Below are 17,328 nucleotides of genomic sequence, written 5' to 3' on the forward strand. Positions count from 1 at the left end.
CGGATGAGCACCGGCGACGGTATCGCCCGGCTGCGCGCGCTATTGGCGGCCGAGGCGCGCGCCTTGTTGGCCGTCAACGCCAGCGACCGCCTCTGGCAGATGCCCTTCGCCGCCGCGCTGGCCACCGGCCTGCCGCTGCTGGCGGGCGCCTGGTTCGGCAATCTGGAACACGGCCTGGTCGCCTCGCTGGGCGGCATGGTCTTCCTGTATTGCCCGCACACGCCGATGTCGCACCGCATGGTGCTGCTGCTGGCCGGCGCCTTCGGCATGACGGCCAGCTACGCGCTGGGCATGCTCAGCCATCTGGTGCCGGCGCTGATGATGCCGATGCTGACCTTCATCGCCATCGTCGTCACCATGATCTGCCGCTTTTACCAGCTGGGGCCGCCGGGCAGCCTGTTCTTCATCATGGCCGCCGCCATCGGCGCGTACACGCCCACCGCGCTGGCGGAGATACCGCGCATGGTGGGCCTGTGCGCGCTGGGGAGTTTGCTGGCCTGCGTCGTCGCGTTCTTCTACAGCCTGCTGTCGTTGCGGCTGCGCCCGGCGGACCCGGTGCGCCCCCTGCCCGAACCCGGCTTCGATTTCGTGGTCTTCGATTCCGTGGTGATCGGCGTGTTCGTCGGCGGATCGCTGGCCCTGGCCCAGGCGCTGGGCATGGAGAAGGCTTACTGGGCGCCGATCAGTTGCCTGGCCGTGATGCAGGCGCAGACCCTGCGCGCCCTGTGGACCAAGCAGCTGCAACGCGTGCTGGGCACGGCGCTGGGCCTGGCGCTGGCCTGGGCGCTGTTGCTGCTGCCATTGGACGCGTGGCGGATTTCGCTGGTCATGATGCTGCTGACCTTCATTATCGAAATGATGGTCGTGCGCCACTATGGCTTGGCGGTCCTGTTCATCACGCCGATGACCATCCTGCTGGCGGAGGCGGCCACGCTGGGGCATGGCGCGGGCGCGGGGCTGGTCGCCGCGCGCTTCGCCGACACCGTGCTGGGTTGCCTGGTGGGACTGGCCGGTGGCGTATGCCTGCATGGTCCGCGTTTCCGCGCGGTGGCGGGCGGGGCGCTGCGCAGGGGGCTGGGGAAGTTGTCGCCCTAGCGTGGGGCAGGGTCAGGCGGCGGGCAGGCGCTGGAAGTTGAAGCGCGAGGGGATGTCTTCGCTGCGCAGATGCTGGACGGGGATGTCGCGCCCGCCCGCGCGCAGCACCAGCGGCGCGGAAACCGGGGACAGACCCCGGTTCGGCGCCGCGTCCGTGGCCGGCGCCGTCCGATCCGGGGTCTGTCCCCGGGTGGCGTCGGCTGCGGATAGCCAGGCGAGCAGGGCGTCGTCGCCGGCGGGCCGGCCGCCGATTTCCAGGCGTTCCATCGCCTGCGCCATGTCGCGGTCGTCGAGCTGGGCCACGGTATCCCCTTGTCGCAGCACCAGCTCGCCGGCCTCCGTCAGCCACGCGGCCTCGGGCGCGAACGCGGCGCCGGTGTGCAGCGCGAAGCCGGCCGCCGGATCGGTGCGCGCCACGAACGGCGTGGTTTCCAGGTTCAGGTACACGCGCTGCGGGCCGTTCTGGAAATACCAGCAGCCGCGCTCGTCACTGCCGTAATTGCGCACGATAAAGCCGACCAGCGCCGGATTGCTCAGCTTGTCGCCCGCCAGTCCAAGTTGCTGCGCGCGCTCGTCGCGCATACGCCAGTTGCCGCGCGCGTCCAGCCCCAGCCAGCCGTAACAGTTGGGCACGTTCGGCCATTTGGCCATGGCCTGTTTGACGATGTCATCCATGTTTCACGCTTCGCACGAGTGGTCGGAGCGCGCCGCCTTGCCAGCGGTCGCGTCTTCCAGGAATTGGATCAGCCGCCGCGGCAGCCAATTGAGGTGGCCGGGCGGGCCGCCGGCGGCGAAGCCCACATGGCCGCCCGCCTCAGGATAATCCAGAACCACGCTGGACGCCGCTTTGCGTGGCAAGTGGATGCCGGGCAGGAAGGGATCGTTCTGCGCGTTGAGCACCAGGGTGGGCACGGTGATGTCGGGCAGCACGTGCTTGGCGCTGGCGCGGTCCCAGTAGTCGTCGGTGTCGCGGTAGCCGTGCAGCGGCGCGGTCACCACGTTGTCGAAGGCGTACAGGTCGTTGGCCGCCATCAGCGCCTCCAGGTCGAACAGGCCGGGGAACTGCTTGAGCTTGGCCACGCACTTCGGTTTCAGCGTGTTCAGGAACATGCGCGTGTAGAAGCGGTTGAAGCCGCGCGACAGCGCGTCGCCGCCGCGCGCCAGGTCCAGCGGGGCGGACACGGAGCAGGCGGCGTCCACGAACTCGGCCTGGTGCTGCGATTCGCCCAGCCAGCGCAGCAGCGCGTTGCCGCCCAGCGAGACGCCGGCCACGTAGAAGCGGCTGCACGCGCCATCCCTGGCGCGCGGGTGCAGGCGGCGGATGATCCAGTCCAGCTCGACGGCGTCGCCGGAGTGGTAGAAGCGGGGCGCCAGGTTGGGCTCGCCCGAGCAGCCGCGGAAGTGCGGCACCGCGCCGGACCAGCCGCGCGCGGCCACGTCGGCCATCAGGGCGCGCGCGTAGTGGCTGTCGGACGAGCCCTCCAGGCCGTGGAACAGCGCCACGAAGGGCTGGCCGGGCTGGCCGTCGACGAAGTCGACGTCGATGAAATCGCCGTCCGGCGCCTGCCAGCGCTCGCGTCGGAAGGGCACGCTCGGCTTGGCGATGCAGGTGGCCGGGTAGATCGTTTGCAGATGGCCGGTGGGCAACCAGAGTGGGGCGGTGTATTTCATGGTGTCAATAAACCAAAGGCGAATTCAGGGGTCAGACCCGTTGGGTCTGACCCCGGCAGTTGCGGTTGGTTTTCAATGCAGTATCTGCGCGGGGTTCTGCAATGGTACGGGACCCGGCGCGACCGACACGTGATGCAGCACAATGCGCCAGCCCTTCGGCGTCTTGATATAGACATTGCTGGCGACCAGGTGCGCCGGCTCGCCGCTGGCGGCCGTCACACCCTCCACCACGGAGTGGATGGAACTCATCAGATTATGCGTCTCGTGCAGCAGCGAGGGCATGATGTGCAGCCCGCCGTGCTCGAGGATGATGCCCCACGATTCGCGGATCGCGCGGTGGCCCACCAGGCGCGGTCCGCCCGGATGGATGCAGACGATCTCGTCGTCGTCGGCCCACAGCGCCATCAAGGCGTCCAGGTCGGCCCGGTTCAGCGCGTCGTAGAAAGCGGCTTCGACTTCCGTGGCGCTGCCGTTCAACTGCTTCTTCTTCATAGTCGCTCCGGGCCGGCGGCTGCTCGTTAGTGGTGGGAAACCACGGTGCCCGGTTTCAGGCGGTAGGCGGTGCCGCAGTACGGGCACTTGGCCTGGCCGTCGTGGTTGAAATCCAAAAATACGCGCGGGTGCGAGGACCACAGTGGCATGGCTGGATTCGGGCAGTGCGCCGGCAGGTCTTTTCCTTCCAGCTCAACTGCGGCTGCGGCCGCTGGCGTGGTGGCGTTGGTCATCTTTGCTTTCTCCGGAAAACTATAGCTAAAACACCGATTTTAACGGATTCGCGCAGTCAACAAAAATCATCGGTAAAATAGCGCCTGATAAAAGCACCGGCCAGCGCAATCGTTTTCAGTACGATAAGACGCGTGTGGCTGGAAAACCACATGACCGAACCCCAGCCCGCGCCCCCCGCAGTAGACGATCCCGAAAAAGCCGCCTGGCGCGAAGGCGTGAAAACCGGCATGCCGACCCTGTTCGGCATCGGCGCCTGGGGATTGGTGGTGGGCGTGGCCATGATCAAGAGCGGCCTGAGCGTCCCCCAGGCCTTCGGCATGACCCTGATGGCCTTCGCCGGTTCCGCGCAACTGGCCTCGCTGCCGCTGATCGCGGCCGGCGCGCCGATCTGGGTGGTGTTCTGCACCGCCATCGCCGTCAACCTGCGCTTCGTGATCTTCTCCGCCCTGCTGGCCCCCCATTTCTCCCATCTGCCGCTGCGCCAGCGCTTCATCCTTGGCTATTGCTCCGGCGACCTGACCGCCGCGCTGTTCCTGCAAAAATACCCGACCGACGCGCCCGTGCCCGGCAAGGCCGCCTTCCTCAAGGGCCTGATGTACCCGAACTGGATCTCCTGGCAGGTCGGCTCCATCGCCGGCATCCTGCTGGGCAGCACCGTGCCGGCCGAATGGGGCCTGGGCTTCGCCGGCACGCTGGCCATCGTCTGCATCATGGTGCCGCTGGTGATGAACCGTCCCGCCCTGGCCGGTGTCGCGGTGGCCGGCGCGGTGGCCGTGGCCCTGGTGGGCCTGCCGTACAAACTGGGCTTGCTGGCCGCCATCGTGGTCGGCATGCTGGCCGCCATGGCGGTCGACGAACTGGCGGCGAAAAGGGCGCACAAGCATGGCTGACTGGGAAATCTGGGCCACCATCGTCGCCCTGGCCGTCGCCACGGCCGCCACGCGCGCCTCGTTCTGGGTGGTCGGGCACCACATCAACATCCCGAAACGGGTGCAGGAAATGCTGCGCTACGCGCCCGGCTGCGCGCTGGCCGCCATCGTCGCGCCGGACTTGCTGCTGGACGGCGCCGGCCAGGTGCACCTGGCCCTGGACAACCTGAAACTGGTGTCCGGCGTGCTGGCGATCGCCTTCTACCTGCTCCGCCGCAACATGCTGGAAACCATCATTTTCGGCATGGCGGTGTTCACAGCGCTCAGACTGTTGCACGTTTTCTAAGGGATTCGATTGCCGCGTTGCGGTAAAATAGCGATCTTTCCAACATTCATCTCCTGGGTAGCCATGCAAGCTGTTCTGAACTTCATTCGTCTGCAAGATCTGATCGCGCAAAACGCGCTCCAAGGCAAGCGCGTGTTCATTCGCGCCGACTTGAACGTGCCGCAAGATGATGCCGGCAACATCACCGAAGACACCCGCATCCGCGCCTCCGTCCCGGCCATCCGCGCCGCGCTGGACGCCGGCGCCAAGGTGATGGTCACGTCCCACCTGGGCCGTCCGACCGAGGGCGAGTTCAAGCCGGAAGACAGCCTGGCGCCGGTCGCCGCGCGCCTGTCCGAGCTGCTGGGCCAGCCGGTCGAACTGAAACAGAACTGGGTGGAAGGCGCCGGCCTGGAAGGCCTGCAGGCCGGCCAGGTGGTGCTGCTGGAAAACGTCCGCGTCAACAAGGGCGAAAAGAAGAACGCGGATGAGCTGGCCCGGAAGATGGCCGCCCTGTGCGACGTCTACGTCAACGACGCCTTCGGCACCGCGCACCGCGCCGAGGCCTCGACCCACGGCATCGCCAAGTTCGCGCCGGTCGCCTGCGCCGGCCCGCTGCTGGCCGCCGAGTTGGACGCGCTGGGCAAGGCGCTGGGCGCCCCGGCCCGTCCGCTGCTGGCCATCGTGGCCGGCTCCAAGGTGTCGTCCAAGCTGTCGATCCTGAAGGCGCTGTCCGAGAAAGTGGACGGCCTGATCGTCGGCGGCGGCATCGCCAACACCTTCATGAAGGCGGTCGGCCTGAACATCGGCAAGTCGCTGGTGGAGAACGACCTGGTGGAAGAGGCCAAGGCCATCATCGACATCATGTCCGCGCGCGGCGCCGAGGTGCCGATTCCGGTGGACGTGGTGTGCGCCAAGGAGTTCTCGCCGACCGCCGTGGCCACCACCAAGGACGTGGCCGACGTGGCCGACGACGACATGATCCTGGACATCGGTCCGAAAACCGCGCAACTGCTGGCCGACAAGATCGCCGCCGCCGGCACCGTGGTGTGGAACGGCCCGGTCGGCGTGTTCGAGTTCGACCAGTTCGGCGAAGGCACCAAGACGCTGGCGCTGGCCATCGCCGGCTCCAAGGCATATTCGATCGCGGGCGGTGGTGATACGCTGGCGGCGATTGCAAAATATGACATTACCGATAAAATCGGGTATATCTCGACCGGCGGCGGCGCCTTCCTGGAGTTCCTGGAAGGCAAGACCCTGCCGGCCGTGGAAATCCTGACGCAACGTTTCAAGTAATACAACCCAAGGCAACTTATGGGGTCGGACCCGCCGGGTCTGACCCCGGCCTTTGCCGCTGGTTTCAAGTTCTGATCCGCCCCTCACGCTAAGGAACTCTATGTCCCGTGGTACCAAAATCGTCGCCACCATCGGCCCGGCCTCCACCGACTTCGGCATTCTTGTCAAGATGATACGGGCGGGCGTCGATGTCGTGCGCCTGAACTTCTCGCACGGCAAGGCGCAGGACCACATCGACCGCGCGGCGCTGGTGCGCCAAGCGGCGGCCGAGTGCGGCCGCGAGGTGGCCATCATGGCGGACATGCAGGGACCGAAGATCCGCATCGGCAAGTTCGAGAACGGCAGGATCGAACTGGCCAACGGCGACAAGTTCATCCTCGATGCCAAGTGGGGCGAGAACGGCGAGCTGGGCAACCAGGAGCGCGTGGGCCTGGACTACAAGGCCCTGCCGGCCGACGTGCGCCCCGGCGACACGCTGCTGCTGAACGACGGCCTGATCGTGCTGGTGGTGGACCGCATCAACGGCAGCGAGATCCACACCACCGTCAAGATCGGCGGCGAGCTGTCGAACAACAAGGGCATCAACCGCCAGGGCGGCGGCCTGACCGCGCCGGCCCTGACCGCGAAGGACATGGAGGACATCAAGACGGCGATGAGCTTCCAGTGCGACTACCTGGCCATTTCCTTCCCCAAGAACGCCACCGACATGGCGATGGCGCGCCAGCTGGCCAACATCGCCGGCGAGCCGTATCGCCACAAGCCGATGATGATCGCCAAGATCGAGCGCGCCGAGGCCATCCCCGCGCTGCAGGAGATCCTGGACGCCTCCGACGGCATCATGGTCGCCCGCGGGGACTTGGCGGTCGAGGTGGGCAACGCCGCCGTCCCCGCGCTGCAAAAACGCATGATCAAGATGGCGCGCGAATCGAACAAGCTGGCCATCACCGCGACCCAGATGATGGAGTCCATGATCGTCAACGCCGTGCCGACCCGCGCCGAGGTGTCGGACGTGGCCAACGCGGTGCTGGACGGCACCGACGCCGTGATGACGTCCGCCGAGACGGCCTCCGGCAAGTATCCGATCGAGACCGTCGAAATGATGGCCGCGATCTGCGTGGAGGCGGAACAGTCCGAGTACAACAAGCTCGACGCCGACTTCCTCAACGTGCGTTTCACCCGCATCGACCAGTCCATCGCCTACGGCGCCCTGTTCACCGCGCATCATTTGCGCGTGAAGGCCATCGTGGCGCTGACCGAGTCCGGTTCGACCGCGCTGTGGATGAGCCGCCACAGCATCGACACGCCGATCTTCGCGCTGACCCCCAGCGTGGCCACGGCCCGCAAGGCCTCGCTGTACCGCAACGTGCGCGCCTACCAGCTGGCGCAGGGCGCCGACAGCGACGTGGTGCTGCGCCAGGTCGAGGACCTGCTGGTCGAGTACGGCATCGTGCGCAAGGGCGACATGATCGTCGTCACCTGGGGCGAGCCCATGGGCCAAGTGGGCGGCACCAATGCGCTTAAGATTGTGAAAGTCGGGGAGTTCGCCTGACACGGCAGCCGGCGGTCCATTGCTCCGCTACTGCGCACCGGTTTTTTTATTGTTATTGGAGTAATACCATGTCTCTCGTATCCATGCGTCAACTGCTGGACCATGCCGCCGAAAACGGCTATGGCATTCCCGCCTTCAACGTCAACAACCTGGAACAGGTGCAGGCCATCATGGCCGCCGCCGACGCGCTGAACAGCCCGGTGATCATGCAGGCCTCGGCCGGCGCCCGCAAATACGCCGGCGAAGCCTTCCTGCGCCACCTGATCGACGCCGCCGTCGAGGCCTACCCGCACATCCCGGTCGTCATGCACCAGGACCACGGCCAGTCGCCGGCGGTCTGCATGGCCGCGATCCGCTCCGGCTTCACCTCGGTGATGATGGACGGCTCGCTGGAGGCGGACGGCAAATCGGTGGCCTCCTACGACTACAACGTGGACGTGTCGCGCGAAGTGGTGAAGTTCTCGCACGCCATCGGCGTGACGGTGGAAGCCGAACTGGGCGTGCTCGGTTCGCTGGAAACCATGAAGGGCGACAAGGAAGACGGCCACGGCGCCGACGGCACCATGACCCGCGAACAGCTGCTGACCGACGTGGCGCAGGCCGCCGATTTCGTCGAGCGCACCCAGTGCGACGCGCTGGCCATCGCCATCGGCACCTCGCACGGCGCCTACAAGTTCACCCGCAAGCCCACCGGCGACATCCTGGCGATCGACCGCATCAAGGAAATCCACGCCCGCATCCCCAACACCCACCTGGTGATGCACGGTTCCTCGTCGGTGCCGCAGGAACTGCTGGCCATCATCCGCGAATTCGGCGGCGACATGAAGGAAACCTACGGCGTGCCGGTCGAGGAAATCCAGGAAGGCATCCGTCACGGCGTGCGCAAGATCAACATCGACACCGACATCCGCCTGGCGATGACGGCCGCGATCCGCAAATACCTGTTCGAGAACCCGTCCAAGTTCGACCCGCGCGACTACCTGAAGCCGGCCCGCGCCGCCGCCGAGGAGATCGTCAAGGCCCGCCTGCTGTCGTTCGGCTGCGAAGGCCAGGCCGGCAAGATCAAGCCGCTGGCGCTGGAAAAAATGGCCGAGCGCTACAAGTCCGGCTCGCTGGCGCAGATTGTGAAGTAAAATCCTGTTTGGAACGGACCGGGGCGGCGCCCCGGCCCGACACTCACACCGGCGGGCGACGACCACCCGCCGGTTTCGCTTATCAAGACATCCCCCTCCGCTATGAACAGCCTTTACCAATCCTCCATCAAGTCCCTGCCACTGCTCGGCCACGGCAAAGTCCGCGACAACTACGCCGTCGGCGACGACAAGATCCTGATCGTCACCACCGACCGCCTGTCGGCCTTCGACGTCGTCATGAACGAACCGATCCCCGGCAAGGGCATGGTATTGAACCAGATGAGCGACTTCTGGTTCGAAAAACTCGGCCACATCGTGCCCAACCACCTGACCGGCGTGGCGCCGGAATCGGTGGTCGCGCCGGACGAGGTGGAGCAGGTCAAGGGCCGCGCCGTGGTCGCCAAGCGGCTGAAGCCGATCATGGTCGAGGCGGTGGTGCGCGGCTACATCATCGGTTCCGGCTGGAAAGACTACCAGGCCACCGGCAGCATCTGCGGCATCGAACTGCCGGCCGGCCTGCGCCAGGCCGACAAGCTGGCCGAGCCGCTGTTCACCCCGGCCGCCAAGGCCGACCTGGGCGAGCACGACGAGAACATCAGCTTCGCCGACATGGAAAGCCGCATCGGCGCCGAACTGGCCGCCAAGATGCGCGACATCAGCATCCAGCTGTACAAGACCGCCGCCGACTACGCGGCCACCCGCGGCATCATCATCGCCGACACCAAGTTCGAGTTCGGCCTGGACGAGAACGGCGTCATGCACCTGATGGACGAGGTGCTGACGGCCGACTCCTCGCGCTTCTGGCCCGCCGACTCCTACGCGCCGGACATGTCGCCGCCGTCGTTCGACAAGCAGTTCGTGCGCGACTACCTGGAAACGCTGACCGACTGGGGCAAGACCGCCCCGGCGCCGGCGCTGCCGGCCGAGGTCATTGAAAAAACCCAGGCCAAGTACTTCGAGGCCATCGAGCGCCTCACCGGCGAAAAGCTGAAGGTATAACATGGCCGACCAACAGAAACCCCTGGTCGGCGTCATCATGGGCTCGTCCTCGGACTGGGACGTGATGCAGAACGCGGTCGCCATCCTCAAGCAGTTCGGCGTGCCGTTCGAGGCGCAGGTGATCTCGGCGCACCGCATGCCGGACGAGATGTACGCCTACGCGAAAAGCGCGCGCGAGCGCGGCCTGCGCGCCATCATCGCCGGCGCCGGCGGCGCGGCCCACCTGCCGGGCATGGTGGCCGCGATGACCATCGTGCCGGTGCTGGGCGTGCCCGTGCCGTCCAAGTACCTGCGCGGCGAGGATTCGCTGCTGTCCATCGTGCAGATGCCCAAGGGCGTGCCGGTGTCGACCTTCGCCATCGGCGAGGCCGGCGCGGCCAACGCGGCCCTGACGGCGGTGGCCATCATCGCCACCAACGACGATGCCCTCGCCAGCCGGCTGGAAGCCTTCCGCGCCCAGCAGACCGCCGCCGCCAAGGCCATGACACTGCCCCTGGAATGAAATGAGTAATCAGAAGTTATCGCCGCAGTTCTCTCCATTTTTGCCCGCCGCGAACCCGCAAACCTGGCTGGGCGTGATGGGCGGCGGCCAGCTCGGCCGCATGTTCGCCCAAGCCGCGCAAAGCATGGGCTTCCAGGTCGCCGTGCTGGAACCGGCCGACGACTGCCCCGCGGGGCAGGTCGCCCAGCGCTTGGTCAACGCCGGCTACGGCGACGCGGACGGGCTCGACGCCCTGGCCGCGCAATGCCTGGCCGTCACCACCGAGTTCGAGAACGTGCCGGCCGACAGCCTGTCCCGGCTGGCGCGGCAAGTCTTTGTCGCACCGAACGCCCACGGCGTGTCGGTGGCGCAGGACCGCATCGCAGAAAAACGCTTCTTCGTCGATTGCGCGCCCAAGTCGGGCGTGATGCCGGCGCCGCACAAGGTGATCGCCTCGCTGGAGGATATAGCCGCCATCGGCGACGACCTGCTGCCGGGCATCCTGAAAACCGTGCGCATGGGCTACGACGGCAAGGGCCAGGTCCGCGTGCGCAGCCGCGAGGACGTGCGCGCCGCCTTCGACGGCATGGGGCAGGTGACCTGCCTGCTCGAAAAGATGCTGCCGCTGGCCTACGAGGTGTCGGTGCTGACCGCGCGCGGCGCCGACGGGCAGTCGGTGGTTTATCCGATCGCCGAGAACGTGCACCGCGACGGCATCCTGTTCACCACCACCGTGCCGGGCCCTAACGTGTCCGACGCCTGCGCCGGGACCGCGCAGCGGGCGGCGCAAGCCATCGTCGCCGAGCTGGGCTATGTCGGCGTGCTATGCATCGAGTTCTTCGTGCTGGCCGACGGTTCGCTGGTGGTCAACGAGATGGCGCCGCGTCCGCACAACAGCGGCCACTACACCATCGACGCCTGCGTCACCAGCCAGTTCGCGCAGCAGGTGCGGGCGATGGCGCGCCTGCCGCTGGGCGACGTGCGCCAGCATTCGCCGGCCGTCATGCTCAACATCCTGGGCGACGTGTGGTTCGAGGGCGATTCCGACGAGCCGCGCGAGCCGGCCTGGGACCAAGTCCTGGCCCTGCCGGGCGCCTGCCTGCACCTGTACGGCAAGGACGACCCGCGCCGCGCCCGCAAGATGGGCCACCTGACCTTCGTCGCGCCGACGCTGGAGGAGGCCCGGCGCCAGCTGGACGCCGCCTGCGCCGTGCTGGGCATCGCGCCGTGAGCGAGCCGAGCCAGATCGCGGTCGACCAGGCCGCAGTCGGGGCGGCGGCCGCCGTCCTGCGGGCGGGCGGGCTGGTCGCCTTCCCCACCGAGACCGTGTACGGGCTGGGCGCGGACGCCGAAAACCCGGACGCCGTGGCCGCCATCTACGCCGCCAAGGGCCGTCCGCAAGACCACCCGGTGATCGTGCACGTGGCGCCCGGCGCCGACCTCGATTACTGGGTCACCGACATTCCCGAGGCGGCGCGCCAACTGGTCGCCGCCTTCTGGCCCGGCCCGCTCACGCTGATCCTGAAGCGCGCCAGCCACATTCCCGACGCCGTCTCCGGCGGCCAGGACACGGTCGGCATGCGCTGCCCTTCGCACCCGGTCGCCATCGCGCTGCTGTCCGCCTTCAAGGGCGGCAAGGGCGGCGTGGCGGCGCCGTCGGCCAACAAATTCGGCAACGTCAGCCCGACCACCGCGCAGCACGTGCGCGACGAGTTCTGCGACATGGTGATGGACCGCTCGGAACTGGCCGAGGCGGCGGCGCACGCCGCCGTGGCCGCCGCGATGGCGCGGCTGGGCGGCGGGGATGCGGCCGGTTTCCCCGGCGCCGCCGGCGGCGCGACGCGGCCGTCCGGTCCCGGCGCGGCCGGCCTGCGCCTGGCCGTGCTGGATGGCGGTTCCAGCCAGGTCGGCATCGAATCGACCATCCTCGACCTGTCGCGCCTGGCCACGCACGGCCCGGTGCTGCTGCGTCCCGGCCACATCGGCGCGCAGGACATCGCCGACGTGATCGGCGTCATGCCCAACCTGCCGGACCAGGGCGCGCCGCGCGCGTCGGGCACGCTGGAGTCGCATTACGCGCCGAAGGCGCCGGTGGCGCTGGTCGACGGCGCGCGGCTGCCGGACGTCATGCGCCGCCTGGCCGCCAAGGGCCGCAAGGCCGCCGTCATCCATTACACGCAGCAAAACACGCAGCCCGGCCTGCACCAGGCCATGCCGGCCGACGCGCCCGGCTACGCCTTCGGCCTGTACGCGGCCCTGCGCGCGATGGACCAGACCGGCGCCGAGTTGATCCTGGTCGAGACGCCGCCGCAGGAAACGAACTGGCTTGGCGTCAATGATCGTTTGCGGCGCGCGGCACACGGTTCTTCTGGTATTGTTGAGATGTTCCTGCGCTCCTGAGGAACCACGCCGGTTCCGGCCGGCGCGCATGACAAGAACCTGGAGGTCGCCATGGCCCGAACCTTGTATGCAGTGCTGTCCTGCGCTTTCCTGGTCGCCGCGTGTTCGGCGCCCGCCGCCCTCGCGGCGTCCGCCGCGACCGAGGCCGCTCCCGCCGCCGTCCCGAATGCAGCCGAGTCCGCCTCCGGCGGCGGCGCCGCCGCCTCGGGCCTGCCGGTGTCCGCCGCGGCCGCCACCTTGGCCACCCCGTCGCGCACGCCGCCGGCCCATCCGCGCGGCACCCTGCTGGCCGGGCCGGCGCCGGTCCCCATCGACATCGTCACCGAAACCGTGGAAAAGCTGGAGCCGGCGTTGCTGCGCCGGCTGCTGAAGCTGCGCGACGGCCTGCTGGGCGTGACGGGCGAGCCGCGCTGCGCGATCGCCATCCACAGCGTGCGCTACCAGACCGTGGGCGGGCACGGCGAGCCGGCCGACGCCGGCGCCGTCATCATGCTGCCGTCCGGATCGCACCCGCAGTGCGCGGGCCCGCGCCCCGTGATGCTGTACGCGCACGGCACCGTGCTGGACCGGAACTTCAGCATGGCCCGCCTGAGCGGCGAGGCGCGCCTGGTGGCCGCCATGTTCGTGGCCCAGGGCTACATCGTGGTCGCCCCCGATTACGCGGGCTACGGCGCCTCGTCGCTGTCCTACCATCCTTATCTGAACGCGGAGCAGCAGGCAGCCGACATGGTGGACGCGCTGCGCGCCGCGCGCGCCTCCTACGGCGTGCTGGGCGTGCGGCCGGCGCCGCGCCTCTACATCACCGGTTATTCGCAGGGCGGCTTCGTGGCGCTGGCCACGCAGCGCGCCATCGAGCGCGACCACGCGGACGAGTTCCGCGTCACCGCAGCGGCCGGCCTGTCCGGCCCCTACGCGCTGGCGCGGATGGCCGACGACATCTTCAGCGGCCGCCCCAACACCGGCGTCACCGCCTACCTGCCGATGCTGACCACCTCCGGCCAGCGCGCCGGCGCCGCCCTGTACGCCGCGCCGGAGGACTTGTACGAGGCGCGCTACGCCAGCGGCATCGAGGGCCTGTTCCCGGGCAAGGTCAGGCTGGACGACCTGGTGAGCAAGGGCAGGCTGCCCAAGGGTGCGCTGTTCGCGCGCGACTCGCAGCCGCAGGCGGCCGACGCGTCCGCCTTCTTCGCGGACCGCAACCTGGTGCGCACCAGCTACCGCAACGCCTACCTGGAGGACATGGCGGCCCACCCCTGCGACGGCGACCCGGCCGCGCCGCTGGCCTGCGAGCCGCGGCACAGCCTGCGCCGCTGGATGGTGCGCAACGATTTGCGCAGCTACGCGCCGCAAAGCCCGCTGATGCTGTGCGGCGGCGGCGGCGACCCCGTCGTGCCGTTCGCCAACGCCACCGCCGCCCAGGCGTATTTCAAGGCCCGCGGCGCCCCGACGGTGCTGGTGGACCTGGAAACCGTGCTGCCGCAGGACCCCTACGCGGCCTACAAGCAGGGCTTCGCGCGCCAGCGCCAGGAGCTTTACGCGGAGGCTGTCAAAAAAGGCAACGACCCGGCCAAGGCCGTGGCGGACCGTTACCACACCCGTTTGGCGTCGATGTTCTGTCTGATGGCGGCCCGCGATTTTTTTAATGCCGCACCGCAATGATCTGGTATTCTGGCCTGATTGTGAAATCAGGAGTTGTCGATGCGACACATTGGAAGGGTGGCGGTGATCGGTACCGCCTTGCTGTCGGCATGCGGCGGCGGAGCGGGCGGTAGCGGTGGCGGCAGTGGCGGCAGTGGTGGCGGGCAGACCGGCGGGGGCACCGTCACGCTGCCGGAACAGCCCGCGGTCAACACGCGCGGCAACTTGGTCGGCGGTCCCGTGGCGGTCCCGGTCGCCACCGGCAGTGGCGCGGTTGCAACGCTGACGCCGCAACAATTCAAGCAATTGCTGGAAGCCGCGCAGACCGGCGCCAGCGGCCTCACCAGCGATCCGGTGTGCTCGGTTTCCACACACACGCTGCGCTACCGCACCGTGGGCGGCGCCAACGAGGACACCGAGGCCAGCACCGCCATCTTCGTGCCCTCCGGCGCCGATCCGGCCTGCGCCGGGCCGCGCCCGGTGGTGCTGTACGCGCACGGCACCTCGCCGCTGAAGAGCTACGACATGGCCAACCTGGGCGGCACCGAGGCACGCCTGGTGGCGGCCATTTTCGCGTCCCAGGGCTACATCGTGGTGGCGCCCAACTACGCCGGCTACGCCGGTTCCTCGCTGGCCTACCACTCCTACCTGGACGCGGAACAGCAGTCGGCCGACATGGTCGACGGCCTGCGCGCGGCCCGCAAGGTGTTCGATCAGATCGGCGCCAGCGCCTCGTCCAAGCTGTACGTGACCGGCTATTCGCAGGGCGGCCACGTGGCCGTCGCCACGCAGCGCGCGATGCAGCTGCGCCACGCCGCCGAGTTCAACGTCAGCGCGGTGGCCGGCCTGTCCGGCCCCTACGCGCTGGTCAAGTTCGGCGACAGCATCTTCGGCGGCGCGCCCACGCTGGGCGCCACCGCCTTCATCCCCATGCTGGTCAACGCCGGCCAGCACGCCAACGCCGGCCTGTACGCCAGTCCGTCGGACCTGTACGAGAGCCGCTACGCCGGCGGCATCGACAACATCCTGCCCGGCGCGTCCAGCCTGGGCGAACTGGCCAGCACGGGCCGCCTGCCCGCGAACGCGCTGTTCGCGTGGAACTCCGCGCCGCAGGCGAGCGGCAGCGGCGCCTATTTCGGCGACGGCAACCTGCTCAAGACCGCCTACCGCGACGGCTACACGGCCGACATGCGCAACCGCCCCTGCGACGAGAAGAGCGGCGATCCGCTGGCCTGCGCGCCCACGCACACGCTGCGCAAGTGGCTGCTGCGCAACGACCTGCGCAACTACGTGCCGGCCGCGCCCATGCTGTTGTGCGGCGGCGACGCCGACCCGCTGGTGCCTTACTTCAACACCTCGGCGGCGGGCGATTATTTCCGCGCCCAGGGCAAGTCCGGCGCCTCGCTGCACGTGGTCAACGTGGACAGCACGCCGGGGCTGGGCGACGACTACGCGCAGGCCAAGCTGGGCTTCCTGGCCGCCAAGTCGGCGCTGCGGCTGAACGCCGCCGTCACCGGCGGCTCGGGCGACACCGCCGTGCGCGAGTCCTACCACGCCGGCCTGGTGGCGCCGTTCTGCCTGCGCGCCGCGCGCGACTTCTTCCGGGCCCGTTGAGTTTCCGCAAAGCACTAGAATGTTGCTTCGGTAACATAGCCAATTTACAAAATTGCTCTATACAACCTCGTGCGGGGCTGGCAAACTTAGCCGGTTGTTATAGCACGTACGTACTATAAATAGAACAATTATTTCTTAGGAGACAGAATGCGTTACACCAAACTAGCGCTCGCGGTCATGTCGGCGGCCATCCTGGCGGCTTGCGGCAGCGGCAAACCCAATGGCGGCGACCAGACGCTCAAAGTCAAATTCGCATCCCAGGTCTCCTTCGGCGACAGCCTGTCCGACGTCGGCACCTACGCGGTGGGCACGGTCAAGGCGCTGGGCGGCGGCAAATACACCATCAACGGCAACAACACCGGCGTCAACGCCGAGCTGACCGGCAAGAACTGGACCGAGCTGATGGCCGCCCAGTTCGGCCTGCCCGCCCCGTGCGCGGCCATGACCGGCCTGGACGGCGACGCCGCGCGCGGCTTCAAGGTGCCCGTCACCAACAACGCCGGCTGCTACGGCTACGCCCAGGGCGGCGCCCGCGTGACCAACCCGGTCGGCCCCGGCAACAAGCTGACCGGCAGCGCGCTGGGCCAGCTGACCGTGCCGGTCGTGCAACAGGTGAAGAACCACCTGGCCGCCGTGGGCGGCAAGTTCAAGGGTGACGAGATCGTCTTCGTGATGGCCGGCGGCAACGACGTGCTGTTCAACCTGGGCGCGCTGTCCTCCGGCGCCACCGCCGCCGGCACCGCCGCGGGCGCCACCGCCTTCGCCACCAGCCTGGTCGGCCAGCTGGCCGCCGGCGCGCCGAATCCGCAGACCGCCGCGCAGGCGATCGGCCTGGCGCTGGCCACCGAGGCCGCCAATCCGGCCAAGACCGACGCCTCCGTGGTCGCCGCCGCCGTGACCGCCGCAGTGAAGGCCGGCAACACCGCCGTCGCCTCGCTGGCCGTGTACGGCCCGATGGTCGCCAAGGCCCAGGCCGACGGCACCGCCGCCGGCACCAAGGCCGGCACCGACTACGCCGCCGCCGAGGGACCGAAACTGGTGGTGGCCATGGCCGCCGCCGGCCGCGAGCTGGCCGCCATCGTCAAGAACCAGATCGTGGCCAACGGCGCCAAGTACGTCACCGTCAACAATCTGCCGGACGTGTCGATCACGCCGTCGGCGCTGGCGCAGCCGGCCTCGACCCAGCAACTGATCGCCGCCATGGTGAAGGCCTTCAACGACGAGCTGACCGCCGGCCTGAACGGTGTCTCCAACGTGCTGATCGTCGACGTCTACTACGTGAGCCACGACCAGGCCACCAACCCGGGTCCGTACGGCCTGACCAATGTGAAGGAAGCCGCGTGCGACCTGAGCGCGGCCAAGAACCCGCTGGGCAGCTCGCTGACTTGCAACGCCAGCAACCTGAAGTCCGGCGACGTGAGCCACTACGCCTTCGCCGACGATGTGCACCCGACGCCATTCAACAACTGGCTGCTGGCGCGCTACGTTTCCGAGAAAATGGTTGTGAAAGGCTGGCTGTAAGCCGCCCGGTC

17 protein-coding genes are annotated in these 17,328 nt (G+C 68.3%); 13 read left to right on the forward strand and 4 right to left on the reverse strand.

Annotated elements, in window-relative coordinates; all coding sequences use genetic code 11:
• Positions 1–3 precede the first annotated feature (3 nt).
• Positions 4–1,095 (forward strand): FUSC family protein, encoded by a 1,092-nt coding sequence (locus BM436_RS18600; protein ID WP_093557020.1) that lies wholly within the window; start codon positions 4–6, stop codon positions 1,093–1,095.
• A gap of 12 nt (positions 1,096–1,107) precedes the next feature.
• Here BM436_RS18600 and BM436_RS18605 read toward each other — a convergent pair whose 3' ends face one another.
• From BM436_RS18605 to BM436_RS18620, 4 genes are all read right to left on the reverse strand, one after another.
• Complete coding sequence (locus tag BM436_RS18605; protein WP_093557021.1) at positions 1,108–1,770, reverse strand: DUF2946 family protein; 663 nt, start codon at positions 1,768–1,770, stop codon at positions 1,108–1,110.
• Positions 1,771–1,773: 3 nt separating this feature from the next.
• Complete coding sequence (locus BM436_RS18610) at positions 1,774–2,766, reverse strand: YheT family hydrolase (protein WP_093557022.1); 993 nt, start codon at positions 2,764–2,766, stop codon at positions 1,774–1,776.
• 72 nt (positions 2,767–2,838) lie between these two features.
• Entirely contained in the window at positions 2,839–3,258 is a 420-nt protein-coding gene (locus BM436_RS18615) for a YybH family protein (protein WP_093557023.1), read from the reverse strand.
• 26 nt (positions 3,259–3,284) lie between these two features.
• Positions 3,285–3,491: a zinc-finger domain-containing protein gene (locus BM436_RS18620; protein ID WP_093557024.1), complete on the reverse strand. Its 207-nt coding sequence runs from the start codon at positions 3,489–3,491 to the stop codon at positions 3,285–3,287.
• Between the two features lie 150 nt (positions 3,492–3,641).
• On the opposite strand from BM436_RS18620, the gene BM436_RS18625 reads away from it, so the two are divergent.
• The 12 genes from BM436_RS18625 to BM436_RS18680 all read left to right on the forward strand — a co-directional run bounded on the left by BM436_RS18625 (position 3,642) and on the right by BM436_RS18680 (position 17,317).
• Positions 3,642–4,382 (forward strand): AzlC family ABC transporter permease, encoded by a 741-nt coding sequence (locus BM436_RS18625; protein ID WP_093557025.1) that lies wholly within the window; start codon positions 3,642–3,644, stop codon positions 4,380–4,382.
• Complete coding sequence (locus tag BM436_RS18630; RefSeq protein ID WP_093557026.1) at positions 4,375–4,707, forward strand: AzlD domain-containing protein; 333 nt, start codon at positions 4,375–4,377, stop codon at positions 4,705–4,707. The genes BM436_RS18625 and BM436_RS18630 overlap by 8 nt, the downstream gene beginning before the upstream one ends.
• A 63-nt stretch (positions 4,708–4,770) precedes the next feature.
• Positions 4,771–5,982 carry a phosphoglycerate kinase gene (locus BM436_RS18635; RefSeq protein ID WP_093557027.1) on the forward strand — a complete coding sequence of 404 codons (1,212 nt, stop codon included), beginning with the start codon at positions 4,771–4,773 and terminating at the stop codon, positions 5,980–5,982.
• Between the two features lie 100 nt (positions 5,983–6,082).
• Positions 6,083–7,531 (forward strand): pyruvate kinase, encoded by a 1,449-nt coding sequence (pyk, locus tag BM436_RS18640; protein ID WP_093557028.1) that lies wholly within the window; start codon positions 6,083–6,085, stop codon positions 7,529–7,531.
• A 68-nt stretch (positions 7,532–7,599) separates the two neighbouring features.
• Entirely contained in the window at positions 7,600–8,664 is a 1,065-nt protein-coding gene (gene fba, locus BM436_RS18645) for a class II fructose-bisphosphate aldolase (RefSeq protein ID WP_093557029.1), read from the forward strand.
• 102 nt (positions 8,665–8,766) lie between these two features.
• Entirely contained in the window at positions 8,767–9,663 is an 897-nt protein-coding gene (locus tag BM436_RS18650) for a phosphoribosylaminoimidazolesuccinocarboxamide synthase (RefSeq protein WP_093557030.1), read from the forward strand.
• A 1-nt stretch (position 9,664) separates the two neighbouring features.
• A complete protein-coding gene (gene purE, locus BM436_RS18655; protein ID WP_093557031.1) occupies positions 9,665–10,165 on the forward strand; it encodes a 5-(carboxyamino)imidazole ribonucleotide mutase in 501 nt (166 codons plus the stop codon).
• A gap of 1 nt (position 10,166) precedes the next feature.
• Positions 10,167–11,375 (forward strand): 5-(carboxyamino)imidazole ribonucleotide synthase, encoded by a 1,209-nt coding sequence (locus tag BM436_RS18660; RefSeq protein WP_093557032.1) that lies wholly within the window; start codon positions 10,167–10,169, stop codon positions 11,373–11,375.
• On the forward strand, positions 11,372–12,544 hold the full coding sequence (locus BM436_RS18665; RefSeq protein ID WP_093557033.1) for an L-threonylcarbamoyladenylate synthase: 1,173 nt from the start codon (positions 11,372–11,374) through the stop codon (positions 12,542–12,544). The genes BM436_RS18660 and BM436_RS18665 overlap by 4 nt, the downstream gene beginning before the upstream one ends.
• Positions 12,545–12,595: 51 nt before the next feature.
• A complete protein-coding gene (locus BM436_RS18670; RefSeq protein ID WP_143133215.1) occupies positions 12,596–14,203 on the forward strand; it encodes an alpha/beta hydrolase family protein in 1,608 nt (535 codons plus the stop codon).
• Between the two features lie 39 nt (positions 14,204–14,242).
• On the forward strand, positions 14,243–15,796 hold the full coding sequence (locus tag BM436_RS18675; protein WP_093557035.1) for an alpha/beta hydrolase family protein: 1,554 nt from the start codon (positions 14,243–14,245) through the stop codon (positions 15,794–15,796).
• A 147-nt stretch (positions 15,797–15,943) separates the two neighbouring features.
• The gene (locus tag BM436_RS18680; protein WP_093557036.1) at positions 15,944–17,317 is read left to right on the forward strand and encodes an SGNH/GDSL hydrolase family protein; all 1,374 of its coding nucleotides are present in this window, start codon (positions 15,944–15,946) and stop codon (positions 17,315–17,317) included.
• Positions 17,318–17,328 lie beyond the last annotated feature (11 nt).

The sequence above is a fragment of the Pseudoduganella namucuonensis genome (assembly GCF_900116645.1).
GTDB classification, from domain to species: Bacteria; Pseudomonadota; Gammaproteobacteria; order Burkholderiales; family Burkholderiaceae_D; genus Rugamonas; species Rugamonas namucuonensis.

Coding starts and splice junctions, on each gene's coding strand:
- BM436_RS18610 (WP_093557022.1), bottom strand. CDS start 2,766: ATGAAATACACCGCCCCACTCTGGTTGCCCACCGGCCATCTGCAAACG.
- BM436_RS18615 (WP_093557023.1), bottom strand. CDS start 3,258: ATGAAGAAGAAGCAGTTGAACGGCAGCGCCACGGAAGTCGAAGCCGCT.
- BM436_RS18620 (WP_093557024.1), bottom strand. CDS start 3,491: ATGACCAACGCCACCACGCCAGCGGCCGCAGCCGCAGTTGAGCTGGAA.
- fba (WP_093557029.1), top strand. CDS start 7,600: ATGTCTCTCGTATCCATGCGTCAACTGCTGGACCATGCCGCCGAAAAC.
- BM436_RS18600 (WP_093557020.1), top strand. CDS start 4: ATGAGCACCGGCGACGGTATCGCCCGGCTGCGCGCGCTATTGGCGGCC.
- BM436_RS18635 (WP_093557027.1), top strand. CDS start 4,771: ATGCAAGCTGTTCTGAACTTCATTCGTCTGCAAGATCTGATCGCGCAA.
- BM436_RS18630 (WP_093557026.1), top strand. CDS start 4,375: ATGGCTGACTGGGAAATCTGGGCCACCATCGTCGCCCTGGCCGTCGCC.
- pyk (WP_093557028.1), top strand. CDS start 6,083: ATGTCCCGTGGTACCAAAATCGTCGCCACCATCGGCCCGGCCTCCACC.
- purE (WP_093557031.1), top strand. CDS start 9,665: ATGGCCGACCAACAGAAACCCCTGGTCGGCGTCATCATGGGCTCGTCC.
- BM436_RS18605 (WP_093557021.1), bottom strand. CDS start 1,770: ATGGATGACATCGTCAAACAGGCCATGGCCAAATGGCCGAACGTGCCC.
- BM436_RS18650 (WP_093557030.1), top strand. CDS start 8,767: ATGAACAGCCTTTACCAATCCTCCATCAAGTCCCTGCCACTGCTCGGC.
- BM436_RS18660 (WP_093557032.1), top strand. CDS start 10,167: ATGAGTAATCAGAAGTTATCGCCGCAGTTCTCTCCATTTTTGCCCGCC.
- BM436_RS18675 (WP_093557035.1), top strand. CDS start 14,243: ATGCGACACATTGGAAGGGTGGCGGTGATCGGTACCGCCTTGCTGTCG.
- BM436_RS18670 (WP_143133215.1), top strand. CDS start 12,596: ATGGCCCGAACCTTGTATGCAGTGCTGTCCTGCGCTTTCCTGGTCGCC.
- BM436_RS18625 (WP_093557025.1), top strand. CDS start 3,642: ATGACCGAACCCCAGCCCGCGCCCCCCGCAGTAGACGATCCCGAAAAA.
- BM436_RS18680 (WP_093557036.1), top strand. CDS start 15,944: ATGCGTTACACCAAACTAGCGCTCGCGGTCATGTCGGCGGCCATCCTG.